Annotated in this window: 22 protein-coding genes and 3 tRNA genes; 16 read left to right on the top strand and 9 right to left on the bottom strand. The window is 63.4% G+C overall.

The annotated features are described in order from the left end of the window. On the top strand, positions 1 to 624 hold the full coding sequence (locus ACFSJC_RS17095) for a thioredoxin family protein (RefSeq protein WP_386028409.1): 624 nt from the start codon (positions 1 to 3) through the stop codon (positions 622 to 624). Between the two features lie 101 nt (positions 625 to 725). Here the strand turns inward: ACFSJC_RS17095 and ACFSJC_RS17090 are convergent, their stop codons facing one another. The 3 genes from ACFSJC_RS17090 to ACFSJC_RS17080 form a co-directional block, all read right to left on the bottom strand. Further along, the gene (locus tag ACFSJC_RS17090) at positions 726 to 1,307 is read right to left on the bottom strand and encodes a beta-class carbonic anhydrase (protein ID WP_386028408.1); all 582 of its coding nucleotides are present in this window, start codon (positions 1,305 to 1,307) and stop codon (positions 726 to 728) included. Between the two features lie 331 nt (positions 1,308 to 1,638). Further along, positions 1,639 to 1,715: transfer RNA gene (locus tag ACFSJC_RS17085), tRNA-Met, on the bottom strand. 96 nt (positions 1,716 to 1,811) lie between these two features. After that, positions 1,812 to 1,901, bottom strand: a tRNA-Ser gene (locus ACFSJC_RS17080). 237 nt (positions 1,902 to 2,138) lie between these two features. Here ACFSJC_RS17080 and ACFSJC_RS17075 point away from each other — a divergent pair. The 3 genes from ACFSJC_RS17075 to ACFSJC_RS17065 all read left to right on the top strand — a co-directional run bounded on the left by ACFSJC_RS17075 (position 2,139) and on the right by ACFSJC_RS17065 (position 5,298). Next, entirely contained in the window at positions 2,139 to 2,723 is a 585-nt protein-coding gene (locus ACFSJC_RS17075; RefSeq protein WP_386028407.1) for a LemA family protein, read from the top strand. A 9-nt stretch (positions 2,724 to 2,732) separates the two neighbouring features. Continuing rightward, the gene (locus ACFSJC_RS17070) at positions 2,733 to 4,727 is read left to right on the top strand and encodes a M48 family metalloprotease (RefSeq protein ID WP_386028578.1); all 1,995 of its coding nucleotides are present in this window, start codon (positions 2,733 to 2,735) and stop codon (positions 4,725 to 4,727) included. A gap of 106 nt (positions 4,728 to 4,833) precedes the next feature. Next, entirely contained in the window at positions 4,834 to 5,298 is a 465-nt protein-coding gene (locus ACFSJC_RS17065; RefSeq protein WP_386028406.1) for a c-type cytochrome, read from the top strand. 91 nt (positions 5,299 to 5,389) lie between these two features. Here the strand turns inward: ACFSJC_RS17065 and ACFSJC_RS17060 are convergent, their stop codons facing one another. Then, entirely contained in the window at positions 5,390 to 6,085 is a 696-nt protein-coding gene (locus ACFSJC_RS17060) for a cytochrome b/b6 domain-containing protein (RefSeq protein WP_386028405.1), read from the bottom strand. 106 nt (positions 6,086 to 6,191) lie between these two features. Here ACFSJC_RS17060 and queC point away from each other — a divergent pair, with 106 nt between their 5' ends. The 5 genes from queC (at position 6,192) to pufA (ending at position 9,261) form a co-directional block, all read left to right on the top strand. Further along, positions 6,192 to 6,890, top strand: a complete 699-nt coding sequence (gene queC, locus ACFSJC_RS17055; protein ID WP_386028404.1) for a 7-cyano-7-deazaguanine synthase QueC — start codon at positions 6,192 to 6,194, stop codon at positions 6,888 to 6,890. Then, complete coding sequence (locus ACFSJC_RS17050; protein WP_386028403.1) at positions 6,887 to 7,981, top strand: 6-carboxytetrahydropterin synthase; 1,095 nt, start codon at positions 6,887 to 6,889, stop codon at positions 7,979 to 7,981. Before queC ends, ACFSJC_RS17050 begins: the two co-directional genes overlap by 4 nt. After that, positions 7,978 to 8,610, top strand: coding sequence for a 7-carboxy-7-deazaguanine synthase (gene queE / locus ACFSJC_RS17045; RefSeq protein WP_386028402.1), 633 nt, complete (start codon positions 7,978 to 7,980; stop codon positions 8,608 to 8,610). Before ACFSJC_RS17050 ends, queE begins: the two co-directional genes overlap by 4 nt. Before the next feature lie 329 nt (positions 8,611 to 8,939). Further along, positions 8,940 to 9,086, top strand: a complete 147-nt coding sequence (pufB, locus tag ACFSJC_RS17040; protein ID WP_386028577.1) for a light-harvesting antenna LH1, beta subunit — start codon at positions 8,940 to 8,942, stop codon at positions 9,084 to 9,086. A 25-nt stretch (positions 9,087 to 9,111) separates the two neighbouring features. Then, a complete protein-coding gene (gene pufA / locus ACFSJC_RS17035) occupies positions 9,112 to 9,261 on the top strand; it encodes a light-harvesting antenna LH1, alpha subunit (protein WP_386028401.1) in 150 nt (49 codons plus the stop codon). A gap of 245 nt (positions 9,262 to 9,506) precedes the next feature. Here the strand turns inward: pufA and ACFSJC_RS17030 are convergent. Then, positions 9,507 to 9,581: transfer RNA gene (locus ACFSJC_RS17030), tRNA-Glu, on the bottom strand. A gap of 170 nt (positions 9,582 to 9,751) precedes the next feature. Between ACFSJC_RS17030 and pcnB the strand changes: the two genes are divergently transcribed. From pcnB to panD, 4 genes are all read left to right on the top strand, one after another. Further along, positions 9,752 to 11,092 (top strand): polynucleotide adenylyltransferase PcnB, encoded by a 1,341-nt coding sequence (gene pcnB / locus ACFSJC_RS17025; protein WP_386028400.1) that lies wholly within the window; start codon positions 9,752 to 9,754, stop codon positions 11,090 to 11,092. 265 nt (positions 11,093 to 11,357) lie between these two features. Then, entirely contained in the window at positions 11,358 to 12,161 is an 804-nt protein-coding gene (gene panB / locus ACFSJC_RS17020; protein WP_386028399.1) for a 3-methyl-2-oxobutanoate hydroxymethyltransferase, read from the top strand. Positions 12,162 to 12,187: 26 nt separating this feature from the next. Further along, on the top strand, positions 12,188 to 13,042 hold the full coding sequence (gene panC / locus ACFSJC_RS17015; protein ID WP_386028398.1) for a pantoate--beta-alanine ligase: 855 nt from the start codon (positions 12,188 to 12,190) through the stop codon (positions 13,040 to 13,042). A gap of 156 nt (positions 13,043 to 13,198) precedes the next feature. Continuing rightward, complete coding sequence (gene panD, locus ACFSJC_RS17010; RefSeq protein WP_386028397.1) at positions 13,199 to 13,579, top strand: aspartate 1-decarboxylase; 381 nt, start codon at positions 13,199 to 13,201, stop codon at positions 13,577 to 13,579. Between the two features lie 103 nt (positions 13,580 to 13,682). Here the strand turns inward: panD and glgA are convergent, their stop codons facing one another. Continuing rightward, positions 13,683 to 15,218, bottom strand: coding sequence for a glycogen synthase GlgA (gene glgA / locus ACFSJC_RS17005; protein WP_386028396.1), 1,536 nt, complete (start codon positions 15,216 to 15,218; stop codon positions 13,683 to 13,685). Positions 15,219 to 15,564: 346 nt separating this feature from the next. Here glgA and pgi point away from each other — a divergent pair, with 346 nt between their 5' ends. The 3 genes from pgi to ACFSJC_RS16990 all read left to right on the top strand — a co-directional run bounded on the left by pgi (position 15,565) and on the right by ACFSJC_RS16990 (position 22,530). Next, entirely contained in the window at positions 15,565 to 17,211 is a 1,647-nt protein-coding gene (gene pgi, locus ACFSJC_RS17000; RefSeq protein WP_386028395.1) for a glucose-6-phosphate isomerase, read from the top strand. A gap of 133 nt (positions 17,212 to 17,344) precedes the next feature. Beyond that, positions 17,345 to 21,490: a DEAD/DEAH box helicase gene (locus ACFSJC_RS16995; RefSeq protein ID WP_386028394.1), complete on the top strand. Its 4,146-nt coding sequence runs from the start codon at positions 17,345 to 17,347 to the stop codon at positions 21,488 to 21,490. Between the two features lie 89 nt (positions 21,491 to 21,579). Next, positions 21,580 to 22,530, top strand: coding sequence for a protochlorophyllide oxidoreductase (locus ACFSJC_RS16990; RefSeq protein ID WP_386028393.1), 951 nt, complete (start codon positions 21,580 to 21,582; stop codon positions 22,528 to 22,530). 63 nt (positions 22,531 to 22,593) lie between these two features. On the opposite strand, the gene ACFSJC_RS16985 is transcribed toward ACFSJC_RS16990, so the two are convergent. The 3 genes from ACFSJC_RS16985 to ACFSJC_RS16975 all read right to left on the bottom strand — a co-directional run bounded on the left by ACFSJC_RS16985 (position 22,594) and on the right by ACFSJC_RS16975 (position 25,056). After that, a complete protein-coding gene (locus ACFSJC_RS16985; RefSeq protein ID WP_386028392.1) occupies positions 22,594 to 23,670 on the bottom strand; it encodes an AI-2E family transporter in 1,077 nt (358 codons plus the stop codon). A gap of 35 nt (positions 23,671 to 23,705) precedes the next feature. Further along, positions 23,706 to 24,080, bottom strand: coding sequence for a hypothetical protein (locus ACFSJC_RS16980; RefSeq protein ID WP_386028391.1), 375 nt, complete (start codon positions 24,078 to 24,080; stop codon positions 23,706 to 23,708). 67 nt (positions 24,081 to 24,147) lie between these two features. Then, a complete protein-coding gene (locus tag ACFSJC_RS16975; RefSeq protein ID WP_386028390.1) occupies positions 24,148 to 25,056 on the bottom strand; it encodes a LysR family transcriptional regulator in 909 nt (302 codons plus the stop codon). Positions 25,057 to 25,239 lie beyond the last annotated feature (183 nt).

Genomic DNA, 25,239 nt, shown 5'->3' with positions numbered 1-25,239 from the left:
ATGTCTCGTCTGACCTTACCGCAAGGTGCGCGGACCGCCGCGCTGATTCTGATCGGTCTGCTCGTCGCCGGCACCGTACTGGCCAAGCCCGAGATCGGTGCGCCGGCACCGGACTTCACTGGAACCGATACGGCCGGTCGCACCTGGAGCCTCTCCGATCTGGCCGGCAAGACCTTGGTGCTGGAATGGACCAATCACGACTGTCCCTACGTGCGCAAGCATTACGGCAGCGGCAACATGCAGGCACTGCAGCGCGAGGCGACCGGCAGTGGCGTGGTTTGGCTGTCGGTGATCTCCTCGGCGCCCGGCAAGCAGGGGAACGTCAGCCCCGCCGAGGCCGACGCGCTGACCAAGGAGCGCGATGCCGCCCCGACGGCCGTGCTGCTGGATCCCGAGGGCACCATCGGGCGCGCCTACGGTGCCCGGACGACGCCGCACATGTTCGTCATCGACGGTTCCGGGACGCTGGTCTATATGGGGGGCATCGACGACCGGCCGACGAGCGATCCGGCGGACATCGAGGGTGCGTACAACTACGTCCGCGCGGCCCTGTCCGACCTGGCGGCCGGCAAGCCGGTGACGAACCCGGTCACGCGACCCTATGGCTGCTCGGTCAAATATTGAGCCTGCTCTGATTCTCGATCGGGAGGTTGTGTCCTCCCTGTGCGAATGAGAACAGCCCGGCTACGGCCGGGCTGTTCGCGTGATGCTGTGGGCGGTGTGATCTATCCGGCCTTGCCTGCGGCGGTTGCCTCGGGGATTTCCTCCAATCGCCCGGTCTGGCAGTTGTATATGTAGCCGTAGACCGGAATGGTGCTGGAGACCAGTGGGTGCGCTTTGATGCGTTTGACGTCCTCGACCACACTGGCGGCATTGTCCGAAATCGTCAGCCAGTTGATGTAGCGCCCCTCGGGCGATCCGGGTCCTCGGCCCGTATCGTGCCATCCGCTGGCGTCGACGCTGGCGGTTTCCAGGCTGCTGCTCAAGAGGTCGGCCATGACGTCGTTGGTGAAGGTCTCCATCCCGCAGTCCGTGTGGTGGATGACGAACCACTCCTGCGTACCCAGCAATTTGTGCGAGATCACCAGCGAGCGGATGGCATCGTCGCTGGCGCGTCCGCCCGCGTTGCGAATCACGTGGGCATCCCCTTCCGCAAGTCCTGCGTACTTGGCGGGATCCAGGCGTGCATCCATGCAGGTCAGGATTGCGAAATGCCGACCGGGCGGCATCGGAAGTTTGCCCTTGTCGCCAAAATCGGCTGAGTAACGTTCGTTTGCCGCTCGGATCTGCTCGACTGTCTGGCTCATCGTTTCCGCTCTCCTCTGGTCATTGGTATTAGAGTTATGCAGGATCGACGGATCGGTCGTTAGCCCTACCGTCACGGTAGAGATTAGCCTTTTCCCTTGAAATGTCGCCTTGCCCACTGTGTCGGCTTGCGTGTTGTGTTGCACGAAGAGGCTTTGGAGGCGAATCGTCGGGCAACATCTCTATGGTGCCGCAGAGGAACAGTGAGTCGATGTTCTCGATTGGTTCCGGCGGCGAGAGCGCTCGAAAGGCCGATGTCTCGGCTTGTCTGGGAGGGGGTGCCCGATCGACGGGCAAAAGAAAACCGGCGCGAGGCCGGTTTCTTTTTCTATGTGGTAGCGGGGGCAGGATTTGAACCTACGACCTTCGGGTTATGAGCCCGACGAGCTGCCTGACTGCTCCACCCCGCATCTGTCTGGTCTGCCGCCTTTCAGGGCGGCTGAGATCCCGGTTTGCCTGGGATCTCGGCTCGATCGACGCACGGGGCATCAAACAAGCCATTAAATTGGCGGAGAGGGTGGGATTCGAACCCACGGTACGCTCGCGCGTACACCTGATTTCGAGTCAGGCCCGTTCGGCCACTCCGGCACCTCTCCGGGTGCTGCGAGATGCAGATGCATCCGACAGCGAGCGGGGAATCATAAACGGGTCTTGGCTTGCTGTCTATGCCGGAAAACCGATTCGGGTGGTCGTTCGGCCGCGAACCGGGTTTCGCGATGGCTTCATGCGGGCGGCGGGGCGGGCTTGCTGGCTACCCCTGTGCAGGTTGGCGGTTTAGACTCGCTCGCTTTCGATCGTCAATGCCGGACCCACGGCAATCGGGGGAGAGCGACATGATCTGGATCCTGCTTGGAGTCATTCTGCTGTTGGCGATGATCGCCATCGTCATCTACAACCGCCTGGTAGGCGGTCGCAATGCCTATAAGAACGCCTTCGCTCAGATCGATGTCCAGCTGACGCGGCGTTACGACCTGATCCCGAATCTGGTGAAGGTGGCCGAGCGTTATATGAAGCATGAGCGCGAGACGCTGGAGGCGGTGATCCAGGCGCGCAATCAGGCGGTGGGGAATCTGAAGCAGGCGGCTGCGGATCCGAGCGATGCCGAGGCGATGCGTCGTCTGTCCCAGTCGGAGCAGGGATTGTCGGGTGCGCTGGGGCGTCTGTTCGCGCTGTCCGAGGCCTATCCTGACCTCAAGGCGAATCAGAACATGATGCAGCTCTCCGAGGAGTTGGTCAGCACCGAGAACCGTGTGGCCTTCGCCCGTCAGGCATTCAACGATGCGGTCATGGCCTATAACAATCTGCGCGAGATGTTCCCCGGCAACCTGATCGCCAACAACTTCAATTTCCAGCCGGCCCAGCTTCTGGAGATCGAGGAGCCGGCGAAGCGCAAGGCGGTCGAGATCTCCTTCCAGTAATCGATGCCGATGAACTTCTTCGAGCATCAGGCGCGTGCCCGTCGCCGGACCCTCGGTCTGATCGGGCTCTTCGTCCTGGCCTTAGTCAGTATCGTGATCCTGGTCGATCTGGTGGTGCTGGTCTTCTTCGGGTCCTATCACGAGCTGGCCCAGCCGGGGCGTTACATGGACTACGTCGACCTCGGGGTGCCCGGGCTGTTCGATCGCTATGTGCGGCCGAACCTCCCGCTGCTCTTCTGGGTCTCCTTGGCGACCGGCGGCGGGATCGCGTTGGCGAGCCAGATCCGTATCCTGACCCTGCGTGGAGGCGGCGGAGCGGTGGCGCGCGGTCTCGGCGGGACGCTGGTTCCGCCCGATACCACGGACCCGTTGCGCCGACGGCTGCGCAATGTGGTCGAGGAGATGGCGATCGCTGCAGGCGTGCCCGTGCCCGAGGTCTATGTGCTCGATCAGGAGCCTGGGATCAATGCCTTCGCGGCGGGCTACAGTCCCTCTGATGCGGCGATCGCCGTGACTCAGGGGACGCTCGAAACGCTGAACCGTGCCGAGCTGCAGGGCGTTGTCGCACACGAGTTCGGCCATATCCTCAATGGCGACATGCGGCTGAACATCCGTCTGATGGGCGTGCTGTTCGGCATCCTGGTGCTGGCGCTCCTGGGGCGTTTTCTGCTCAACAGCGGACGCCTTTCGGCGCGGCGCGATGGGCGGGGGATCCTCTCGCTCGGCTTGGCGCTGGTGGCGGTCGGCTATGTGGGGCTCTTCTTCGGACGCCTGATCAAGGCCTCGGTCTCGCGTCAGCGCGAATTTCTGGCGGACGCCTCGGCGGTCCAGTTCACCCGTCACCCGGAAGGTATCGCCGGCGCGCTGAAGAAGATCGGCGCGGCCGGCATGGGCTCGACCCTCCGGGCCAATGCCGAAGAGGTCGCGCACATGCTGTTCGCTCAGGGGCTGTCCAGCCGGATGCTGGCGACCCATCCGCCGATCGAAGCGCGTATCCGTGCCATCGAGCCTGGGTTCGATCCGGCCGAATTGGTCGAGATCGCGCGCTCGATGCGGCGCCCAGGGCCGGTTGGTGTTCCCGGCGGGTCGGTCGAGCCGGCTGGGGTTGCCGAGGCGGTCGCGCCGCTCGCTGCTCGGGGTGCGGCGGTGAGTCCCGAGTCGCTGGTCCAGGGTATCGGCCGACCGGGCGCGGGTCAGATCCTGGCGGCTAGCTTAATCGCTGCGGCCATCCCCAAGACGTTGGAGCGTGCCGCCCATTCGACCGAGTGGGCGGCCAGCGTGCTCTGCTATCTGCTGATGGGCGCGGATCCCGAGGTGCGCGAGCAACGGTTGCTGATGGTTGCGGAGACTCTGGGACAGGAGGCGGAGCACCAGGTGGGCGTGCTGCTGAAGGAGGTGCCCGATCTGGCGTCCGAGCTGCGCATCCCGCTGCTGGATTTGACCTTCCCAGCATTGCGTCGGCGTCCGGCGGCGGAGCTTGAGCGCTTGCTGGGCCTGGTCGATCGGCTGATTCTGGCCGATGGCCAGGTCGCGCTGTTCGAGTATGTTCTGGCGAAGCTGTTGGCGAGACAGATCCGGGATCTGCTGTCTCCCGCGTCTGCGGGTGTTGCCGGATCCGGGCGTCTGGTGGGCGCGACTCGCGAGGTCGTTGTGCTTCTGACGGTGCTGGCGCGCCATGGCAACGGCAGGCCGGAAGATGCCCGTCGGGCACTGATTGTTGGATTGAAACGATTGGGTGCGAAACTCCAGGCGGTCGAACGCATCAAAGAAGACTGGTTCGAGTCTGACTGGCTCGAACGGGAATGGTCCGTGCGGCTGGATGCCGCGCTGGCGCGACTCGATCAGCTTCGATTGGAGGACAAGCAGTGCCTCTTGGGGGCCATGGCTGCGGTCGTGGTGGAGGATGGTCGTGTGGCGCCGGACGAGATGGAGCTCTTGCGGGCCATATGTGCGGCCCTGCGCATGCCGTTGCCGGTGTTGGAGCCGGCTGAGAACCGCTCGTGATCGTGTGCTGCGGGGTTCTTGTGGGGAATGGGTCGCTGTCGATATCTCGAATGGGTCGAGATATCTAGACCTGAGTGAAATTCCGAAAATTCAATGGAGATTGTCGATGAAACGAATGCTAACCAGCTCAGCCGTCGGTCTTGCCGCCGTCGTCTTCGCCAGTGCTGCTTTCGCCTCTGACCTCAAGCCTGAGGAGCAGATCCAGATTCGTCAGGCTGGTTACAGCTTCATGGGCTGGAACATGGGTAAGATCAAGGCGAATCTCCAGGGCGAGTACAATGCGGAGCAGGTGTCGGCTGCCGCGAATACCATCGCCGCCATCGCCAATTCAGGTATGGGTGCGCTCTACGGGCCAGGCACCGATAAGAATATCGGGGACGTCAAGACGGAGGTGAAACCGGAGCTCTTCGAGAACATGGAAGATGTCGGTCGGTTGGCCCACGATTTCGTGGCGGCCGCTGACAATCTCGCCTCGGTCGCCGCTGGCGGTGACAAGGCCGCAGTGAAGTCGGCGTTCGGCGATCTGGGTGCCGCTTGTAAGGCGTGCCACAAGAAGTACCGCGCCGACTGATTCGGCGCGTTCGTCGGTTCGTGTCGAAAGGCCGCCCCTGTGGGGCGGCCTTTCGGCGTTCAGCCGTCTGCTTCCGGTCGGACCGCTGGCGTTACCAGCTTGGGACCGCGCTGGGCGGTGCGGGGGGCGGGGGCGGAATGAGTCCGCCATCGGCGACCCAGACCGCTGCGGCTGCAATCGCGACGGCAAGGACGAAGGCGATCGGACCGCCGCCGGTGGCCGAACGGGCGTCAGGGTCCGAGATCTCTTTCTTGCCGCTGAGCATGGGGATGACGAGATTGTCCCGATGCACGAAGGTGTAGAAGAGGATGGCGCAAACGTGCAGGCAGACCAGGCCGCCAATCGGCCAGATCGCCTGGCGGTGCAGGCTGCTCAGCCAGGCGCTGGTGTCGGTGTCGACCAGATTCCGCAACGGTCCCTCGAAGGCGATGTCGTCGGTGGCGAAGAGTCCGGTCAGGCATTGGAACGACAGCAGTGCCAGCAGGGTCAGCACCGACAGCGCTCCCAGCGGGTTGTGGCCGAGTCCATGCCAGCGGCCCCTGAGATAGTCGAGAATGGCGCTCGGGCCGCGCACGAAGGTGCTGAAGCGGGCGTAGGTGGATCCCAGTACGCCCCAGACGAGTCGGAAGACGACCAGTCCGAGGATGGCGAGTCCCATCCAGCCATGCCAGGTGACCAGGTTGCCGCCTGTCAGCCCGGTTACGAAGGCGAGCGCGACCAGGACGAAGAGCGCCCAGTGGGTGATGCGGGTCGGAAGGTCCCAGAGCGTGATTCGGTTCTTTTGCATCTGTTTTGGAATCGGGTCTTTGATTAAGTGATGTGGCGAGTGTCGCCCAAGGCGAGGTTCGACGCCAAGCCGTCCATCTCTCCAGAGCAGCGATTGAGGTAATGCGATGAAGCGCGCAGTGATTCTATTGAGTGGCGGGCTCGACTCGACGACAGCGTTGGCGATCGCCAAGTCAGAGGGCTATGTCCCCTATGCGCTCTCCTTTCGTTATGGTCAGAGACATGCGGTGGAGCTGGATTCCGCCGCGCGCGTCGCCGAGTCGATGGGGGTTGCCGAGCATGTGATCGCCGACATCGATTTGCGACGGTTCGGCGGATCTGCGCTCACCGACGATCTCGAGGTTCCGAAGGGGCGCGAAGCGGATGCGATGTCGGATGGGATTCCGGTGACCTATGTGCCGGCCCGCAATACGGTCTTTCTGTCGTTTGCGCTTGCCTGGGCCGAGGTGTTGGGTGCGAGCGATATCTTCGTCGGGGTCAACGCGCTCGACTATTCGGGCTACCCGGACTGTCGTCCGGAGTTCATCGATGCCTTCGAGCGTCTGGCCAATCTGGCAACCGCCTCGGGCGTCGAGGGGCGTCAGCGCTTTCATGTGCATGCGCCCCTGATCGAGCTGTCCAAGGCCGACATCGTCCGGCGCGGTGTGCGTTTGGGGGTCGACTATGGGCTGACCAGCAGTTGCTACGATCCGGGCGAGGATGGCCGGCCTTGTGGCGCCTGCGATTCCTGTTTATTGCGGGCGAAGGGTTTCGCGGAGGCCGGTCTGCGCGATCCGCTCCTCGTCCGTTTCGAGAAAAAGGCATGACCGAACAGCTTTTCCATGTTGCCGCCGCGCCGTTCGAGGCGGCCCGACGTGTCGCCATTCTTCCCGAGGGGCATCGTGCCCGGCGGCTACATGGCCACAGTTTTCTCGCCAAGGTGCGCGCGCGGTTGCCGGGCGGCTGGGGCGGTTTTCAGGGCGCCGAGGCCGGTGCGCTTTCAGACGCGCTCGCGCGTGCGGTCGAGGTGCTCGATTATCGCGATCTCAACGAACTGCTGCCGGTGCCGACCGACGAGAACCTGGCGCGCTGGCTGCGCGCGGGGTTGGATGTGCCTGGGGTTGCCTCGATTGGCGTTCAGAGTACGTGCGATCAGGGGGCGGATCTGGAGGGCGAGGGGCGCGTGCATGTCTGGCGTCGCTTCCGTTTCGAGGCCGCGCATCGGCTGCCGAACGTGCCCGAGGGGCATCAGTGCGGTCGGATGCACGGACACGGGTTCGAGGTCATCCTGCATGCCGATCAGAGTCTGGCCGATGCGGATATGGGTGTCGATTTCGACCGGCTCGCGGCGCTCTGGGCGCCGCTGCAGGCCGAGCTGCATCATGCCTGTCTCAATGAAATTCCGGGTCTGGAGAATCCGACCAGCGAGATGCTCTCGCGCTGGATCTGGGAGCGGCTGGCATCTCGGCTGCCGGCGCTGTCCTGGGTGACGGTTTACGAGACCGCGACCGCCGGCTGTCATTACGACGGCGCCCATTATCGGATCTGGAAGGAGCAGCGCTTCGAGGCTGCGCTCCGTCTGTCGCGGGCGCCTGAGGGGGATTCGCGCCGCCGGCTCCACGGTCACAGCTATCTGTTGCGGCTGCATCTGACGGCGCCGCTGGACACTGTGCTCGGTTGGACGGTGGATTACGGCGACGTCAAGCGGCTCTTCAATCCCGTCTATCGTCAGCTCGATCATCATCGGCTCGATGGGCTGCTGCATCTGTCCGCAGCCGATTCTGGCAGTGTGGCGCTCTGGATCCGCGAGACGGTTGCCGGCGTGCTGCCCCAGATGGATCGGATCGATCTGCACGAGACTCCGGGGTGCGGTGCTTCGCTCTGTTGGGGCGAGCTGGGTCCGGCCCTGCCGTCATGAGCTACAGCGTCAAGGAGATCTTCTACACCCTTCAGGGAGAGGGCGCCCAGGCCGGGCGTCCGGCCGTCTTCTGCCGTTTCGCGGGGTGCAATCTCTGGAGTGGTCGCGAGGCGGATCGCGCTGGTGCGATCTGTCGTTTTTGCGATACCGATTTTCGCGGAACCGACGGTGAGGGTGGCGGACGTTTCGAGGATGCGGACTTGCTCGCCGAGCGTATTCGCGCGCTCTGGCCCGATGACTCGGTGGCGCCCTATGTGGTCTGTACCGGTGGCGAGCCGCTGCTGCAGCTCGATTCGGCACTCATCCAGGCGCTGCATGCGCGCGGCTGTCTGATCGCGGTCGAGACCAATGGGACGCTCCCCGTCCCCCGGGGGATCGATTGGGTCTGCGTCAGTCCCAAGGCGGGTGCGGAGTTGCGAGTGCGGTCTGGAAACGAGCTCAAGCTCGTCTATCCCCAGCCCGGTGCCTTGCCCGAGTGTTTCGAGGGATTGGCGTTCGAGCAGTTCTTTCTGCAGCCGATGGATGGAGAGGACGCATTTGAAAATACCGAGGGGGCTTTGGTGTATTGCAAGTCGCATCCGCGCTGGCGATTGAGCGTGCAGATGCATAAACTGATTGGAATTCCATAGAATTCACATGGTTTGACGCGAATGGCTTTTGGGTCGGTGGCGCGGTGTGTCTTGATCTAGCTTCTGTCACGCGAACTTCGCGTGTAAATTCGTGTTGACAATCTCCACTGTAAAGCTAAGATGACACTCAAGATCGCACGGCAGTCCTCCCGGTTCAGCGGTTTTCTAGATCGGGTAGGGCATTGTTTCAGCGGTCAAAGTCACGGCGCCATCCATTCTGATTGAGCGTGATAAGGCGGCGTCAGTGTTACCCGTACGGAGGCCAGCTTTAAGTGGCTGACAAGAGAATCCCTGCCGCCCCTAAAGGTGGCGTTACCAGCAAACCCCGCATGGAGACCGAGCAAATGAGTCTTTCCGGTTTGACCGATCAGCAAGCAAAAGAATTCCACGAGCAGTTCAAGGTCACCTACACCGCTTTCGTCGGTCTGGCTGCCCTGGCGCACCTGTTCGTCATCGCCGCCAAGCCCTGGTTCTAATTCGAGTTAACACGAGGCCAATATCATGAGCAAACCTAGCAATCCTGCTGACGATTGGAAGATCTGGCTCGTCGTGAATCCTGCGACTTGGTTGATGCCTATCTTCTTCGCAGTGCTGATTCTGGCTATCGCTGTCCACGCTGTCGTTTTCTCGGTCGGTCTGGGCTGGCAGTGATTTGACTTCGGCGCTGGCTGATCGATGTATCGAAGCACCGTGAGGTGTTGGGGGTAGCATCTGGTCGAGGCCAGTGGTCGAGTGAGATCCGTATCGGCGTCGGTTGCCTTAGGGCGGCCGGCGCCGATTGCGTTTGGGCGGCGTGAAATCTATGGCTGGGGCGAGAGGGTCTTGCGCGTCGGGAGCGTGTTTTTTCGTGCCCAAAGAAAAAGGGCTTCGCCACTGGCGAAGCCCTTTTTTGTAATTGGTACTCCCTAGGGGATTCGAACCCCTGTTACCGGCGTGAGAGGCCAGCGTCCTAACCACTAGACGAAGAGAGCAGTAATGCGCTTAAGAAAGGCGTATTATACGCAAATTCTCCCGCACGACAAGCGTGCTGTTAATATCGCCTTTTCAACGGCGGTATCCGGGTAGATCGATGGTTGCTACGTCACCCCGAGCTTCTGGTTATCGTCATGGCGCCACAAGGAATCCGCTTCTAGTTACGGTCATGCAGGAATCCGACCCAGAATCAGATATGACGCGCACGGCGCTCCCTCGGATCGTGCCGCGCCCGGAGCACAATATCTCCCGTGCCAATATCAGCGAGCATGCACTCAAGGTGCTGTATCGGCTGCGGCAGGAGAATTTTCAGGCCCATCTCGTGGGAGGCGGCGTGCGCGACCTCCTGCTCGGACATGAGCCGAAGGACTTCGATATCGCGACCGACGCGACCCCGGAACAGGTTCGGCAGGTGTTTCGCAACTGCCGCCTGATCGGCCGGCGGTTCCGCTTGGCGCATGTCCATTTCGGCAGGGATATCATCGAGGTCGCGACCTTCCGAGGTAGTGGGGAGGATGGCGATGACACGGACCGCCGTTTGGAAAACGGCATGATCGTGCGCGACAACAGCTATGGCTCCATCGAGGAAGATGCGCTGCGACGGGATTTCACCATCAATGCGCTCTACTATGATATCGCCGATTTTTCGCTGATCGACTACGCTGGCGGATTGGACGATCTGCGAGCCGGTCGCTTGCGTTTCATTGGCGACCCGGATCGGCGTTACCGGGAAGATCCGGTGCGGATGCTGCGCGCGGTGCGCTTCGCCTGCAAGCTGGGCTTCACCATCGAGTCCGCGACCGAGGCGCCGCTGTTTGCCTTGGGCCATCTGCTGCACGATATCCCCGCCGCGCGCTTGTTCGACGAACTCATCAAGCTCTTCCATTCGGGCTACGGTCTGGCGGTCTTCGAGAAGCTGCGTCACTACGGGCTCTTCGGACACCTGTTCCCGGCGACCGAGGCCTGCTTGACTCGGCAGCATCAGGATTTCCCCTTGACCTTCGTCAGTCGTGGGCTGGCCAATACCGATCTGCGTCTGCAGGAGGGCAAGCCGACCACGCCGGCCTTCCTGTTTGCGATCATCCTCTGGGAGCCGGTGCGCCTGGCCTACGAACGGCTGGTGGAGGAGGGCGTCGCCGAGGCTGATGCCATTCATTCGGCCTCCAGCGCGGTCTGCTCCGAACAGCAGTCTCTGGTCGCGATTCCCAAGCGTTTCTCCTTGCCCATGCGCGAAATTTGGGCGTTGCAGCATCGGTTGGCTCAGCGCGAGGGTAAGCGGCCTTACCGTCTCATCACCCATCCGCGCTTTCGCGCGGCCTACGATTTCCTGGTCTTGCGTGCCGAGGCCGGTGAGGCTGATCCCGAGTTGGCCGCCTGGTGGACCCGTTTTCAGGATGCCAGCAGCCAGGAGCGGGCCAGCATGACCGAATCCGGTGGCAAGCGGCGCAGACCGCGCTCGCGTCGTCGTCGGCGCAAGCCGGCGGACACCGCCAGCGAGGTGCCGAGCTGAGTCGATTCGCTATCCACCGGGCGGGCGAGGGCTGGATCTTTGGGTTCAGCCTTCGCCAGGTGCGACTCGGGCCGATGAGGTAGCGCCGTTTCGGTCCTGCCGTTATCGTCTTCATCCTTAATTTTATCTTCCAGGGCTTCTGTCGCGGCCCTTGCGCGAGCAATGGCCGTGTTTCTGGGGTGGGTGGCTTGCCGTTCGGGTGCTTCAACGGCATATCCGCAGAGCGACCCGCATCCAACCCTTTAACTCTCACTCGGAGGCATCGATGTCTGCCGTTCCCATTTCCGTCTCGACCCTCGCGGCGATGAAGTCGCGAGGCGAGCGGATCGTTTCTCTGACCTGCTATGACGCCAGTTTCGCGCGCCTGCTCGATAGCGCAGGTGTCGACCTCATGCTGGTGGGGGACTCGCTGGGCATGGTGCTGCAGGGCCATCGCACGACTGTCCCGGTGACGCTCGACCAGATGGTCTACCATACCGCCTGCGTTTCGCGGGGCTGCGAACGGGCTCTGCTGGTCGCCGATCTGCCATTCCTGGCCTGCGCGACCCCAGATCGAGCCTTCGATGCCGCCGCTCGGCTGATGCAGGAAGGCGGGGCGCAGGTGGTCAAGATCGAGGGCGGTGCGCCCGTGATGGAGATCGTGCGCCGCTTGTCCGATCAGGGCGTTCCCGTCTGCGGTCATCTTGGGCTGATGCCGCAGTCCGTGAATCGTCTCGGTGGCTATCGCTTTCAGGGGCGCGATCACGCCTCGGCCGAGGCGATCCGGCACGATGCGCTGGCCTTGCAGGATGCGGGTGCCGTCATGCTGGTGCTGGAGTGCGTTCCGGCGGCCTTGGCTGGCGAGATCGCCCGCACCCTGAGCATTCCGGTGATCGGGATTGGCGCGGGCGTCGAATGCGACGGCCAGGTGCTGGTGGTCTATGACATGCTGGGGCTCAATTCGGGACGTCCACCGAGTTTCAGTCGCGATTTCGTGACCGGGCGCGATTCGATCGGCGCAGCGGTCGCCGCCTATGTCGCGGCGGTGCGCGAGGGTTCATTCCCCGCCGCCGCCGAAACCCCTTTTTGAATAGAAACCCTTGAGAGCGGATTTCGATGGACTCTGTCGAGCTTCTGCAAGACTTGCGTCAGCGCGTTGCCGCCTGGCGCTCGGCCGGCCAGCGTTTGGCCCTGGTGCCCACCATGGGCAATCTGCATTCCGGTCATCTCTCCTTGATCGAGGAGGCGCGCCGACGTGCCGATCGCGTGGTCGCGAGCATTTTCGTCAACCCCTTGCAGTTCGGTCCGAGCGAGGATCTGGGCGCCTATCCTCGCACCCTCGAAGAGGATCGGCGTCGACTCGACGAGGCCGGCTGCGATCTGCTGTTCACGCCTGGGGTCCAGGTCATGTATCCGCATGGCCAGGAGTCGCAGACCCGTGTCGAGGTGCCCGGTCTTTCGGAGATTCTCTGCGGTGCGACTCGTGCCGGACACTTCGTCGGAGTCACGACCGTCGTCAGCAAGCTGTTCAACATGGTTCAGCCGGACGTCGCCCTGTTCGGCGAGAAGGATTTTCAGCAGCTGCTCGTGATTCGGCGTATGGTCGCCGACCTGAATATGCCGATCGAGATCGTCGGCGTGCCGATCGCGCGCGAATCCGACGGTCTCGCCATGAGTTCGCGCAACGGGTATCTGACCGCTGAGGAGCGTGCCCTGGCGCCTGGGTTGCGTCGGGCGTTGCTGGCCGTGGAGTCGAGGTTGGCTGCTGGCGCCGATATCGCCGAGGTCGAGACGGCTGCGGCCGACATGATTCGCGAGGCGGGTCTCGGGCCTGACTACGTGAGCATCCGGTCCGCCATCGATCTGGCGCCCGCGACCGAGCGGGACGAGGACCTGGTGGTGCTCGCCGCCGCCTATTTGGGACGGGCGCGACTCATCGACAACCTGCGGATTCGGCGCGTCGGCGATTGACTGGGGCAGTGCCGCCCATTGGGAAGGGGTAAGTGCTGCATTGCAGCAAACGCTGCGGTAAACTTGTCGGAAATTGAAACACTAGAGTCTTCATCGCGTTTTCCCTTCTGAATGCCTGAAGACGTGGCCATCGGGGCCTTTGAGAGGATTGAGTCAATGCAACTAACCTTGCTGAAGTGCAAGCTGCATCGCGCTCGCGTGACGCATTCGGAATTGGATTACGAGGGTTCCTGCGCTATCGACGAGGATCTGCTGGATCTAGCCGGAATCCGCGAGTACGAGCAGATTCAGATCTACAACGTGACCAACGGCAAGCGGTTCACGACCTATGCCATTCGAGCCGATGCCGGTTCGCGGGTTATTTCGGTGAACGGCGCGGCGGCCCATCAGGCGGATCCGGGCGACTGCGTCATCATCTGCGCCTTCGCCACCATGACGGAGGCCGAGGCCGACGCGCACAAGCCGAGTCTCGTCTACCTCAACGAGCAGAACCGTGTGATCCGCACCGGCGACGCCATTCCCGCTCAGGCCGCCTGATCGGCGCCACGGGGCGATTGCGCCTTGCTCAATGGCCTAGCCCCGGTCCTTCAACGGACCGGGGCTAGGCCATGTCTTTTGGCGTTAGGCGCCGAAATGGGGTTCAGGCCGAGGCGGCCTCGACTGGCGACTGGCGTTCGAGAATGGCGTCCGTGTAGAGCTGGAGATAGCGTTGCGCGCTGGCCTCCCAGCTTAGGTCCTGGGTCATGCCGTTGGTGGCCAGCCGCCGCCAGCCGTCCGGGTCGTCGCGATAGAGTGCGACCGCTTGGCGAATCGCGCCGAGTAGCGCCTGGGGTTGCGGCTCGTGGAACAGGAAGCCTGTCGCGGTCCCGGCGGCCAGCGTCTCCTGGGTGGTCTGCGTGACCGTGTCCGCCAGTCCGCCGGTGCGGTGGACGATGGGTGGGGTCCCGTAGCGCAGGCTGTACATCTGGTTCAGCCCGCAGGGCTCGAAGCGCGATGGCATCAGGAAGCTGTCGCAGCCGGCCTCGATGCGGTGCGCCCTGATCTCGTCGTAGCCGATGAAGACGCCGACCTGGCGTGGGAATTGGCTCGCGATGTCGAGCAATGCCTGTTCGGCATGGCGTTCGCCCGAGGTGACGATCATGATCTGGATCCGGGGATCGCCGAGAAGCTCCGGCAGGATCGCCTGGATGAGATCCACGCCCTTCTGTTCGACCAGTCTCCCGATATAGCCCAGCACGAAGGCGTCCTCGCTACGCGGCAGGCCGAACTCGCGCTGCGCGTCGAGCTTGTTCTCGGCCTTGAGCCCGAAGCGCTCCCGATCGTAGTTCTGTAGGATCAGCGGGTCGGTCGCCGGGTCCCAGACCTCATAGTCGATGCCGTTGAGGATGCCGCTGAAGCGGTTGCCGATCTGGCGCAGCAGACCGTCCAATCCGCAACCGAAGCGTGGCGTGCGCACCTCTTCGGCGTAGGTGGGGCTGACCGTGTTGACGCGGTCCGAGAAGGCGATTCCGCCCTTGATGAAGGACAGCCGCTGGTGGAACTCGAGCCCGGACAGGCTCCAGAGCGCCGGGGGCAGCCCAAGCCGGTCGAAGGTGGCGCGGTCGAAAAGTCCTTGGTAGGCCAGATTGTGAATGGTGAAGATCCGAGCCGGATGTTCCGGCAGGTCCTGCATCAGGGCCGGCGCCAGTCCGGTCTGCCAATCGTTGCAGTGCAGGACGTCGGGCCGCCAGCCGATCCCGGGCAGGCCCTGAGCGGTCTGGGCGATGACGCGGCAGAACAGCAGGAAGCGTTCCGCGTTGTCGCCCCAGTCGCGTCCGCTGAGGTCGGTGTAGGGATTGCCCTCGCGATGGAAATACTCGGGGGCATCGACCAGATACACCGGAAGATCGGCATCCGGGTGGCGTCCCTCCAGCAGTCGCACGCTGGTGCGGCAGTTGGGGATCCTGAACTCGCACAACGGTTTGGGCTCGCGCAGTTGGCGCGTTGCCAGTGGATAGCCCGGAAGGATGAGTCGTGCGTCGTGTCCGAGTTGGCGCAAGGCGATCGGCAGGCTGGCAGCGACATCGCCGAGTCCGCCGGTCTTGATGAAGGGGTGTGCCTCACTGCTGGCCAACAGAATGCGTTGACGGTCCCGACTCCAGGCGGGATGGGGGAATTGGTTGGGTGACTGCTCCATCGAGGTCTCTGCGTTCCAGCGGGAGGGGCGTTAAGGGTGCGGTGGGAAATGCATGGTAGACATCACGTTAGCACACTTGCTCGGGTTGGCGGTAACTGCGCGTCTGACTGGGCGGCCCGCTTCGGCGTCGTCGGGTTGCACCTGCTTGTCGAGCAAGCTCAGCGTCGGAGATCCTGGTGTGCCGCCGCACGGCGCGATGGCCGCGCCGGCATCGCTTGACGCAGACGACTGTGGTCCAATGCGCCCGAATCGCATGTGGTTCGATCGGCATCGGATCGCGGATCCGGTCTCATCCGGGTTCGGTTTCATCCAAATAACAGATTCATCGATCAGGAGGGCCCATCAAATGTCGCTCGTAAACGAGACTCCGCAGTGGAAAGCGCTTCAAAGCCATTGGGAGACGATGAAGACGGTGCGTATGCCGGACCTCTTCGCCGACGATCCTGGGCGGGCCAAGGCCATGACCATGGAGGTCGCCGGGTTGCGCCTCGATTACTCGAAGAATCTCGTCACCCAGGAGACGCTCGACCGACTGATCGAACTCGCCGGGACGGTGGATCTCCAGGGCTGGATCCGACGTATGTTCGAGGGCGAGTCGATCAATAACACCGAGGGGCGCGCCGTGCTGCATATCGCGCTGCGCAATCGCTCCAACCGATCGATCCTGGTCGACGGCGAGGATGTGATGCCCGAGGTCAATCGGGTGCTTGCGCGTATGGAGTCCTTCGTCGGGCGCGTGCGCTCGGGCGACTGGAGAGGCTACACGGGCGAGCGCATCACCGACGTCGTCAACATCGGTATCGGCGGGTCCAACCTGGGGCCAAAGATGATCTGCGCCGCGCTCGCCCCCTATCAGAGCGAGAATCTGCGGGTGCATTTCGTCTCCAACGTCGATGGCACCCACCTGGTCGAGACCGTCCGTCCGCTGGATCCCGCAACCACGCTCTTCATCGTCGCCTCCAAGACCTTCACGACCCAGGAGACCATGACCAATGCCGCCAGCGCGCGCGATTGGCTGCTGACCGCGCTCGGCGACCAGGCGGCCGTCGCCCGGCACTTCGTGGCGGTCTCGACCAGCGCCGAGAAGGTCGCGGCCTTCGGTATCGATACCGCCAACATGTTCGGCTTCTGGGACTGGGTCGGAGGGCGCTATTCGCTTTGGTCGGCGATCGGGCTGCCGATCGCCCTTGCTGTCGGGTTCGATCGTTTTCTCGAACTGCTCGACGGCGCCTATGCCATGGACGAGCACTTCCGCTCAGCCGATCTGCGCGAGAACATGCCGGCCCTCATGGGCCTGATTGGGCTCTGGTACGCCAACTTCGCCGGCGCCCGCACCCATGCCGTGCTGCCCTACGACCAGTCGCTGCGCTTTCTGCCGGCCTATCTGCAGCAGGGCGACATGGAGAGCAACGGCAAGGGCGTGACCCGAGAGGGCGTTGCGGTCGACTACAGCACCGGACCCGTGGTCTGGGGCGAGCCCGGCACCGACGGTCAGCACGCCTTCTACCAGCTCATCCATCAGGGCACCCAGATGATCCCGGCCGATTTCATCGGGGCCATCCACAGCCACAACGAACTGGGCGACCATCATCCCAAGTTCATGGCCAACTTCTTTGCCCAGACCGAGGCACTGATGCGCGGGCGCACCCATGACGAGGCACTGGCCGAGATGTTGGGCTCCGGTATGGCGGAAGAGAAGGCGCGTTTTCTCGCACCCCATCGAACCTTCCCCGGAAACCGTCCGACCAACAGCATCCTCATGGACAGCCTGATGCCCCAGACGCTCGGCGCCCTGGTCGCGTTCTACGAGCATCGCATCTTCACCCAGGGGGTCGTCTGGGGCATCAACTCGTTCGACCAGTGGGGCGTGGAACTGGGGAAGAAGTTGGCCAACGTCATCCTCGACGAGATTCGAGCGGGTAAGGTGACGGCCGACCACGATTCCTCGACACGGGCCCTGTTGGAGCATTTCATCCAGCATCGCGGTGCCTGAAGGCTTCACTCCACAATGGGGCCAAATCCTGGTCCCATGAGACCTGTCCTGCCGCAGGGCAGGGCTTGTCAGCGGCGTGGCGCTACACTTCGCGCTGGCCGCTTTAATCTAAATTCTCTGCATAGCCCTATTGATGACCTGTTCGATCGAAGCCCTTCATGCCCTGACCCTCGACGAGCGACGTATCCTGCAAGTCCTGTCCGTGGTCTATGAGCCCATCAATCAGACGACCCTGCAGGCGATCCTGAGGCGGCTCGCGTGGCGCGGTCAGGAGGGACAGTTCTTATCGGTACAGGTGGCCAAGCCGCTGCGCGAGCGTCTACTCGACGCGGGGGTTCTCGACCGTGCGCGTCAAGGTCTGATCTGCGCCCCGTCGCTGGTGGAGATCCTGACCCGCGAGACGGTGCGCGAGGGCACCTTCGAGAAGATCCGTGCGGCGGGCGAGGCCGAGGTAAGCAGCCGACCGCGCAATTCCTGGGAGACCCCGGATGCCTACAGGGTGACGCGACGGCTGCGCAATGCGCTCTATGGCGGCAACGAGCCCGAGGTGCGGCGGCTGTTGGGGCTGGAGGGCAGGGGGACTGAGCGCCCGGTTTCCTATCCTGAGGTCCAGGAGCTGGTCAAGATATGTCTCCGCTCGTCGGACCCCGACTGGCTCAAGAGTTTGCCGCCGTCGCTGCGGATCTTGGTGTTCGCTCCCAAGCTGTTGGACGAGGCCTATGCGCTGGCTTTGGATCCCGACTTCGACGCGCTCGCGGTCGGTATGCTGACGCCTTTGGCGCAAGAGCATATCGATGCGGCCCTGGCGCTTGCCGAGCGCCATCTCTTGTGTGGCGAGCTGGCGCAGGCTGGAGGCATCCTGTCCGATCGGGTCGTTCCCCAGGCATTGCCACTGATCGGCTGGCTCCATTTCGTTCAAGGCCGGCAGGACGAGGCGCTCGGGGTCTTCGAACTCTATCTGTCGACATTGAAGCGTCAAACGCGCAAGCGCAATCTCCATATTCCCGGCGTTCCGGGTATGTTTTATCTGCTCGCGCTGCTGCGCCGGGGTGCACCGAGCGATATCGACACGGTGAAGCGTCAGGCCGAGATCGCCGCGCGCAGCCAGGTGCCGGATACCTTCGGTTCGGTCTTTCGGATTCTCGACAGCCTGGCCGATGTGCTGGGCGGGCGGCTGCGGTTTCAGGATGCAATTTGGCTGACGCGTGATTTGCGGCGGCTAGGTCCCCCCGAGTTGCTCTTTCAATCGCTCGCGCGCCATTGGCTGGGCGAATACCCTCGCGAGGAGGCGCTGGATGCGCTGGCCGGTCAGTGTCGGACCGCCATCAAGGCGGGGGTGCATTGGTATGCCTGGGAGTTCGCGGACCTGATGTCCGCCCTGGGCCGCAAGCCACTGCTGGACGGTCTGCTGCCGCGTCCAGCGGGATTGTCCACGTTCGCCGGTCTGATCTCGCCCAAGTCGACCTGGGAGATCGCGCTGGATGCGCTGAAGGGTCTGGGCGCCGGAGGCCACGCGAAGTCGGATGCCAAGGGGGATACGCAGAACGCATCCGATCGGCGCATGTGCTGGGTGCTGAACCGCTATGGCTGCCGCGCCGTGCTGGAGCCGCGCGAGCAGAAACGCACCAAGCGCGGTGGCTGGACCCAGGGGCGTCCGGTGGCGCTGCAGCGATTGGCCGAGTCGCGCGAGGAGTTCGACTATCTCACGGAGGAGGATAGACGCATCCTCTCGGGCATGACCAAGGAGCGCGAGGAGGGCTGGTACAGCTACGGACGCGTCTATTACAGCCTGGATTCGGACGGAGCGCTGCTCGGTGCCGTGGGGCATCCTCGGCTCTTTCGGCCCGGAGTCATGGACAAGCCGGTCGAGCTGGTGGCGGCTGGACCTGCGCTGGAGGTGCTCGAACGCGAGCGCGATCTGCTGCTGCGCATCGCGCCCTTTCCCCCCGAGGGATCGAATCTGCTGCTTCAGGATGAAGCGGGCCAGCGTCTGCGACTGATCCAGTTCGACGCCTCGCACCGGCGTATCGGCGAGATCCTGGGGGCGGATGGACTCGCCGTTCCGCATGCCGGCAAGGAGAAGGTTCTTGAGGGCATCGCCGCGATCGCCCCGCTGCTCACCGTGCATTCGGCCATCGGTGGAACCGAGCATCTGGCCGAGACTCAGGAGGCCGACTGTCTGCCGCGCGTGCATCTGAGTCCGCTCGGCGAGGGGCTGACGCTCGAACTCTTCATGCATCCGCTCGGTGACGAGGGGCCGCGCATGGCGCCGGGGCAGGGCATGGCGACGCTCTTCGCCGAGATCGACGGCCGGTCGGTTCAGACCACCCGCGATCTGGTCGCCGAGCGCCGCGCGGCCAAAAGGGTGCTCGACGCCTGTCCGATCCTTGCCGGACACAGCGGCTGGACCTGGACCCTGGAGGATCCCGAGGAGGCGCTCACCGCGCTGGAGCAGTTGCATGCGCTTGGCGATGCCGTCGCATTGCGATGGCCCGAGGGCAAGCGTATCGGTCTCACCTCCGAGCTGACCCCGTCGAGCATGCGGGTGGGTGTGAACAAACAGCGCGACTGGTTGGGACTGGAGGGCGAGCTGGATCTCGACGACGGTCGCGTGCTGAACATGCAGCAGCTCCTGGAGCTGGTCCAGGAGTCTCCGGGGCGTTTCGTGCGGCTCGGCGAGCGCGAGTTCATGGTGTTGAGCGATGCCTTGCGCCGTCGTCTGGAGAATCTCGCCGGGCTGACCGACAAGGACGGCCGGTTCCATCCGTTGGCGGCAGGCGTCATCGACGAGAATCTGGACGGGATGTCGGTCAAGAAGAACGCCCATTGGCAGGCGACCCTGAAGCGACTGGCCGAGGTTCGAGACCTGGAGCCGAGCCTGCCCTCGACCCTCCAGGCCGAGCTGCGCGACTATCAGGTCGAGGGCTTCCGCTGGCTGGCGCGTCTGGCCCACTGGGGCGCTGGAGCCTGTCTGGCCGACGACATGGGGCTCGGCAAGACATTACAGGCCCTGGCGCTGGTGCTCTCGCGTGCGACCGAGGGGCCGACCCTGGTGCTGGCACCCATGTCGGTCTGCTCCAACTGGATCTCCGAGGCTCGCCGTTTCGCGCCGACCCTGAATCCCAAGCGCTTCGGCGACGGCGACCGCGAGCAGATGCTGGAGTCGGCCGGTCCCTTCGATCTCATCGTTTGCAGCTACGGGTTGGTGCAGACCGAGGGGGAGCGGCTCGCCGGGCTGCGTTGGGCGACTATCGTGGCCGACGAGGCCCAGGTGTTCAAGAACGCCATGACCAAGCGCTCGCAGGCGATCATGAAGCTCGAAGCCGGATTCCGTCTGATCACCACGGGCACGCCGATCGAGAATCATCTGGGCGAGCTTTGGAACCTGTTTCGCTTCATCAATCCCGGACTGCTCGGCTCGCTCGAAGCCTTCAACCGGCGTTTCGCCAACCCTATCGAGCAGCATCAGGACTCGGGTGCGCGTCAGCGGCTGCGTCAGCTGTTGCGCCCCTTCATCTTGCGCCGACTCAAGAGCGAGGTGCTGACCGAGCTGCCGCCGCGTACCGAGATCGCCATCGAGCTGGAGCTGGGACAGGCCGAGGCCGCGCTCTACGAGGCCGTGCGTCGCGAGGCCATCGAGCGGCTCGAAACCGAGGACGCCAATCCGGGGCAGAAGCGCATGCAACTGCTCGCCGAGATCATGCGTCTGCGCCGGGTCTGCTGCCATCCCAAGCTGGTCCTGCCCGACAGCGAACTGTCGAGCGCGAAGCTGGACGCCTTCGGCGAGATCCTCGACGATCTGCTCGACAACCGCCACAAGGCCCTGGTGTTCAGCCAGTTCGTCGACCATCTCTCCATCATTCGTGCCTATCTCGACGCGCGCGGAATCGGTTACCAGTACCTCGACGGCTCTACGCCCGAGAACAAGCGCAAGGCCGCCGTCGCCGCCTTCCAGGCCGGCGAGGGCGACCTCTTCCTCATCAGTCTGCGAGCCGGCGGTTCCGGCCTCAACCTGACCGCCGCCGACTACGTCATCCACATGGATCCCTGGTGGAACCCGGCGGTCGAGGACCAGGCCAGCGATCGCGCCCACCGCATCGGTCAGGAGCGTCCGGTGACCATCTACCGCCTGGTGACCAAGGGCACGATCGAGGAGAAGATCCTCGCCCTGCACGCCTCCAAGCGCGACCTCGCCGACGGATTGCTGGAAGGCACGGGCGACGGCGGACGCCTCAGTTACGATGAGATGTTGTCGCTGATTCGGGATCAGGCGCTCTGATCCGGGCTCGGGATTCCTGATGGTTTAACTTGGCGATGCCCCCCGCCACGGCTATAGTCCTCGCCCTTGAGTCCGATGAAGAGGTGGAGATGAGCGCGGACAGACCGGCTGAGCCCGATGCGACGACCTGGAATCGCCATGAGGCGTTGTTCCTCGATCGACTGAAGACCTCTCTCGACCTGGAGGACTTCACCGAATACAACGCCCGGCGCGAGAGTCCGGGAAAGCGAATCTGGAGCCGGGCGCGGGTCTATTGCGGCGAGAAGCTCGACCGTGTGATGGTGAGCCAGTATTCGCTCAAACCCGGCCGTGTCGGCCTGGTGATCTTCGCCTTTCCACGGGTCGAGTTCGACATTCCCGCCTTTCTGCTGCACGTCGGCGGCATGCCGCCCGAGCGGACGCTGCTGACGCTGGATCTGGCGCCCAGCTCGTCCGGGATGGACCTGAGCCCCTTCTGTAGCGTCGCCGAGACCTATCGGCCCGTACTCGACCTTCCCGATACCCCGCTCGAATGGCTGAGTGCGGTCTCCTCTCCCTACATGCTGCACTGTGCCTTCAAGCCGCTCGATCCTGAGGGTTTCTTCGCCGCCTATCAGGCGGTCGTCGAGACCTGGGTGAGGAGCTACATCGAACCGATTGGGCGCGATTCCGATCCGGCCTCGGTCCAGGCGCGTCGCCAGACCATCCTGGAGCTCAAGAAGGAGATCTTCCGCAACGATCCCGCCTTTCCGGTCTTCACCCGGGCCTTCGGCGAGACCATGTCCAACGTCCTGGCCGAGGCGGCCTTCGGCGGCGATCCGGGTCTCTCGATCGCCGATACGATCGAACCACCCCCGCCGCCGGGAAGCTGGTTCAATAAAAAGCTCGGGGTCGGTTGGAACGCCGACGCGCAGGATCGGGTCCACGAGGCCCCGGTGTTCATCCGTCCCATGATCCGCCGCATTATCGAGAAAGAGGCGGCGAAGGAGGGCATGCCTCAGGTCACGGTCGACCTGGTCGTGCGCTGCGAAAAGAAATACCGAGGCGGCGCGGACGGCTGAAGCGGGCGCCCGGGTATGCCGCCGAGGCGTGCTCATCCTGGGTTTCGCTGCGCTCCACCCAGGCTACGGGGCGTTGGTCGTGTTTTCGGGGATCTCCAGGCGTTTGGGCCAGGCGGTGATGATGGATTGGACCAGGGTCGCCAAGGGAATGGCGAAGAAGACGCCCCAGAATCCCCAGAGCCCGCCGAATACCAGGATGGCGACGATGATGGCGACCGGGTGTAGATTGACGACCTCCGAGAAGAGCACCGGCACCAGCACGTTGCCGTCCAGCGCCTGGATAATGCCGTAGGCGAAGGTCAGCCAGGCGAATTCGCTCGACCAGCCCCATTGGAACCAGGCGACGATGAGGATCGGAAAGGTCACGACGGCGGCGCCGATGTAGGGGATGATGACCGAGAGTCCAACCAGTAGGGACAGCAACATGGCGTACTTGAGTCCGAAGGCCGAGAAGGTCGCGTAGCTCACCCCCCAGACGATCAGGATTTCCCACGCCTTGCCGCGCACATAGTTGGAGATCTGACGATCCACGTCCTTCCAGACGTCGCCCGCGATCCCGTGGTGCCGAGGCAGCCGATTGCGGAACCAGTCGAGGATCAGCCCCTTGTCCTTCATGAAGAAGAAGACCAGCAGGGGCATCAGGATCAGATAGATCATGATGGTGATGACGCCCACTACGCTCGACAGCGACCAGGACAGCACCTGCTGGCCGAAAGAGACCACCTCGGAGCGTAGCGAGGCGATGAGCTCGTCGAGCTGGGCCTGGGTGACCAGGTCGGGATAGCGCGCGGGCAGGTCCATCAGGACCTGGGTCCCGTCCGAGATCATATTGGGAAGCTGCTGGACCAGGTCGGTGATCTGACGCGATACCAGCGGCATGACCCCGAGCAGCACCAGGGCCACGAACAGCAGAAAAAGCATGTAGACCAGCAGGACGCTCGGCAACCGGGGCAGGCCGCGCCGTTCGAGCTGGACGACCAGCCCTTCGAGCAGATAGGCGATGACGATGCTCGCCAGGACCGGGGCGAGCATATGTCCCATGGTCAGGACGACGGCAAAGACGAACAGGAGCAGCATCGCCAGGAAGACGATCTGCGGGTCAGCGAGATTCCGCTGCAACCAGTGTGAGACGATATTCATGGGGGCTGATGCTTGGGGCGTGTCGGTATGGGCCTTCAGGCCGGGAACTTGGACCGATATTCCTGATAGTGACGGGCGAACAGCGCCTCCAGATCGTCGATGACCTCGGTCGCACCGCGCCCCTGCAGCAGATGCGCGGACATGAGGGCCGAAGTTTCGTTGAGTAGCCGTTCGCGCTCTAGCATATCGTAGCTCTGGGAGAGTCGCTTGATGGCGCCGATGACGGTCTCGTCGTTGGGCCGGATCGTGGGTTTCGGCTCGCGCGGAACCGTTTCTGTCGGCTCGGTCCGGTCTCGCTGGACCAAAAATTCGGCAAAGGCGAGTAGGCTGTCTTTATCGGAGGGCGAGAGTGTACGGAAGAGCTTGGAAAGGCGGCGTTCGTCGGCGGATCCGCGTTGCTGGGTCAACATTCTTCTTGGGTTCCGGCTGGCTGTGTTTCAGGCTCTGACGTGGGCGTCGGCCGGCGCGCTGCGCCGATCAGCGGCTCGCGCATTGGTCGCGGCAATAGTCGCGGGCGAATTCCAACAGTTCCTCCATCACGCGCAATCGGAATTTCTGCTTCTGGTGAACGAATGAAAAGGGACGGTTGAGCGGCGGGTCGAGCCGCAGCGCGACCAGGGTGCCCAGCTTGAGTTCCTTCCAAATGGTCGTTCCTGAGACCACCGAGACGCCCATTCCCGCCTCGACCGCGCCCTTGATCGCCTCCGGACTGCCGAGCTCCATCGCGATATTGAACGTCGCGTTACAGTCGTGCTGAACCTGTAGGTAGTCGGCGATCACCTCGCGCGTGCCGGAGCCTTCCTCGCGGCAGATGAAGGGATGCTGCAGCAGTTGAGTCAGATCGACCGCTTCCTGGTCGGCGAGCGGGTGCCCAGGTGGCACGATGGCGAACAGCTGATCCTGTTTGCAGACCTCGACCACCAGATTCTTGTTGCTCACCGGCGCCTCGACCACGCCAAGATCGATGGTGTTGTTCTCCACCATGGAGACGATCCCCTCGGTATTGGCGACCTTGAGGTGGATGACGATGTCCGGGTAGCGTTCCTTGAACTCTCCCAGCAGTGGCGGCAGCATATATTCGGCGATAGTGGTGCTGGCCCCAATGGTCAGGGTGCCGCTGACTGCGCCCGTGATCTCGCGTACCGTGTTTTCCATCTCGGCATAGAGCTCGAAGATGCGCTCGGCGGAGGCGAAGACGGCGCGTCCGGCCTCGGTCAGGCTGATGCGGTTGTGTGTGCGATCGAACAGGCGGGTGTTGAAATGCTCTTCCAACTGGCGGACCTGGAAGGTCACGGCCGGCTGAGTCATATGCAGCGTCTCGGCGGCCTTGGTGAAGCTCAGCAGCCGCGCGACTGTATGAAATACCTGAAGTCTGCGATCGGCCATCCAAATACCACTCGAAATTCAGATACCCAAATAGAAGGCGCTTATATCACAGCCCGGGTGGTTCCAGATAGTTTCGGGCGCGTGACGGAACCCGGACGGGTGCGTTACACGTATGAGGGATTCCAGGTGTCTGTCACTTTTCACATACATGACAAAAAACCGCAACAAAGTATGGAATTGACG

Origin of the sequence: Thiorhodococcus fuscus (assembly GCF_042682685.1) — a bacterium.
In the GTDB taxonomy this organism is placed as follows: domain Bacteria; phylum Pseudomonadota; class Gammaproteobacteria; order Chromatiales; family Chromatiaceae; genus Imhoffiella; species Imhoffiella fuscus.
The sequence above is the reverse complement of the archived record's forward strand: the minus strand, read 5'-3'. Positions and strand labels throughout refer to the sequence as shown.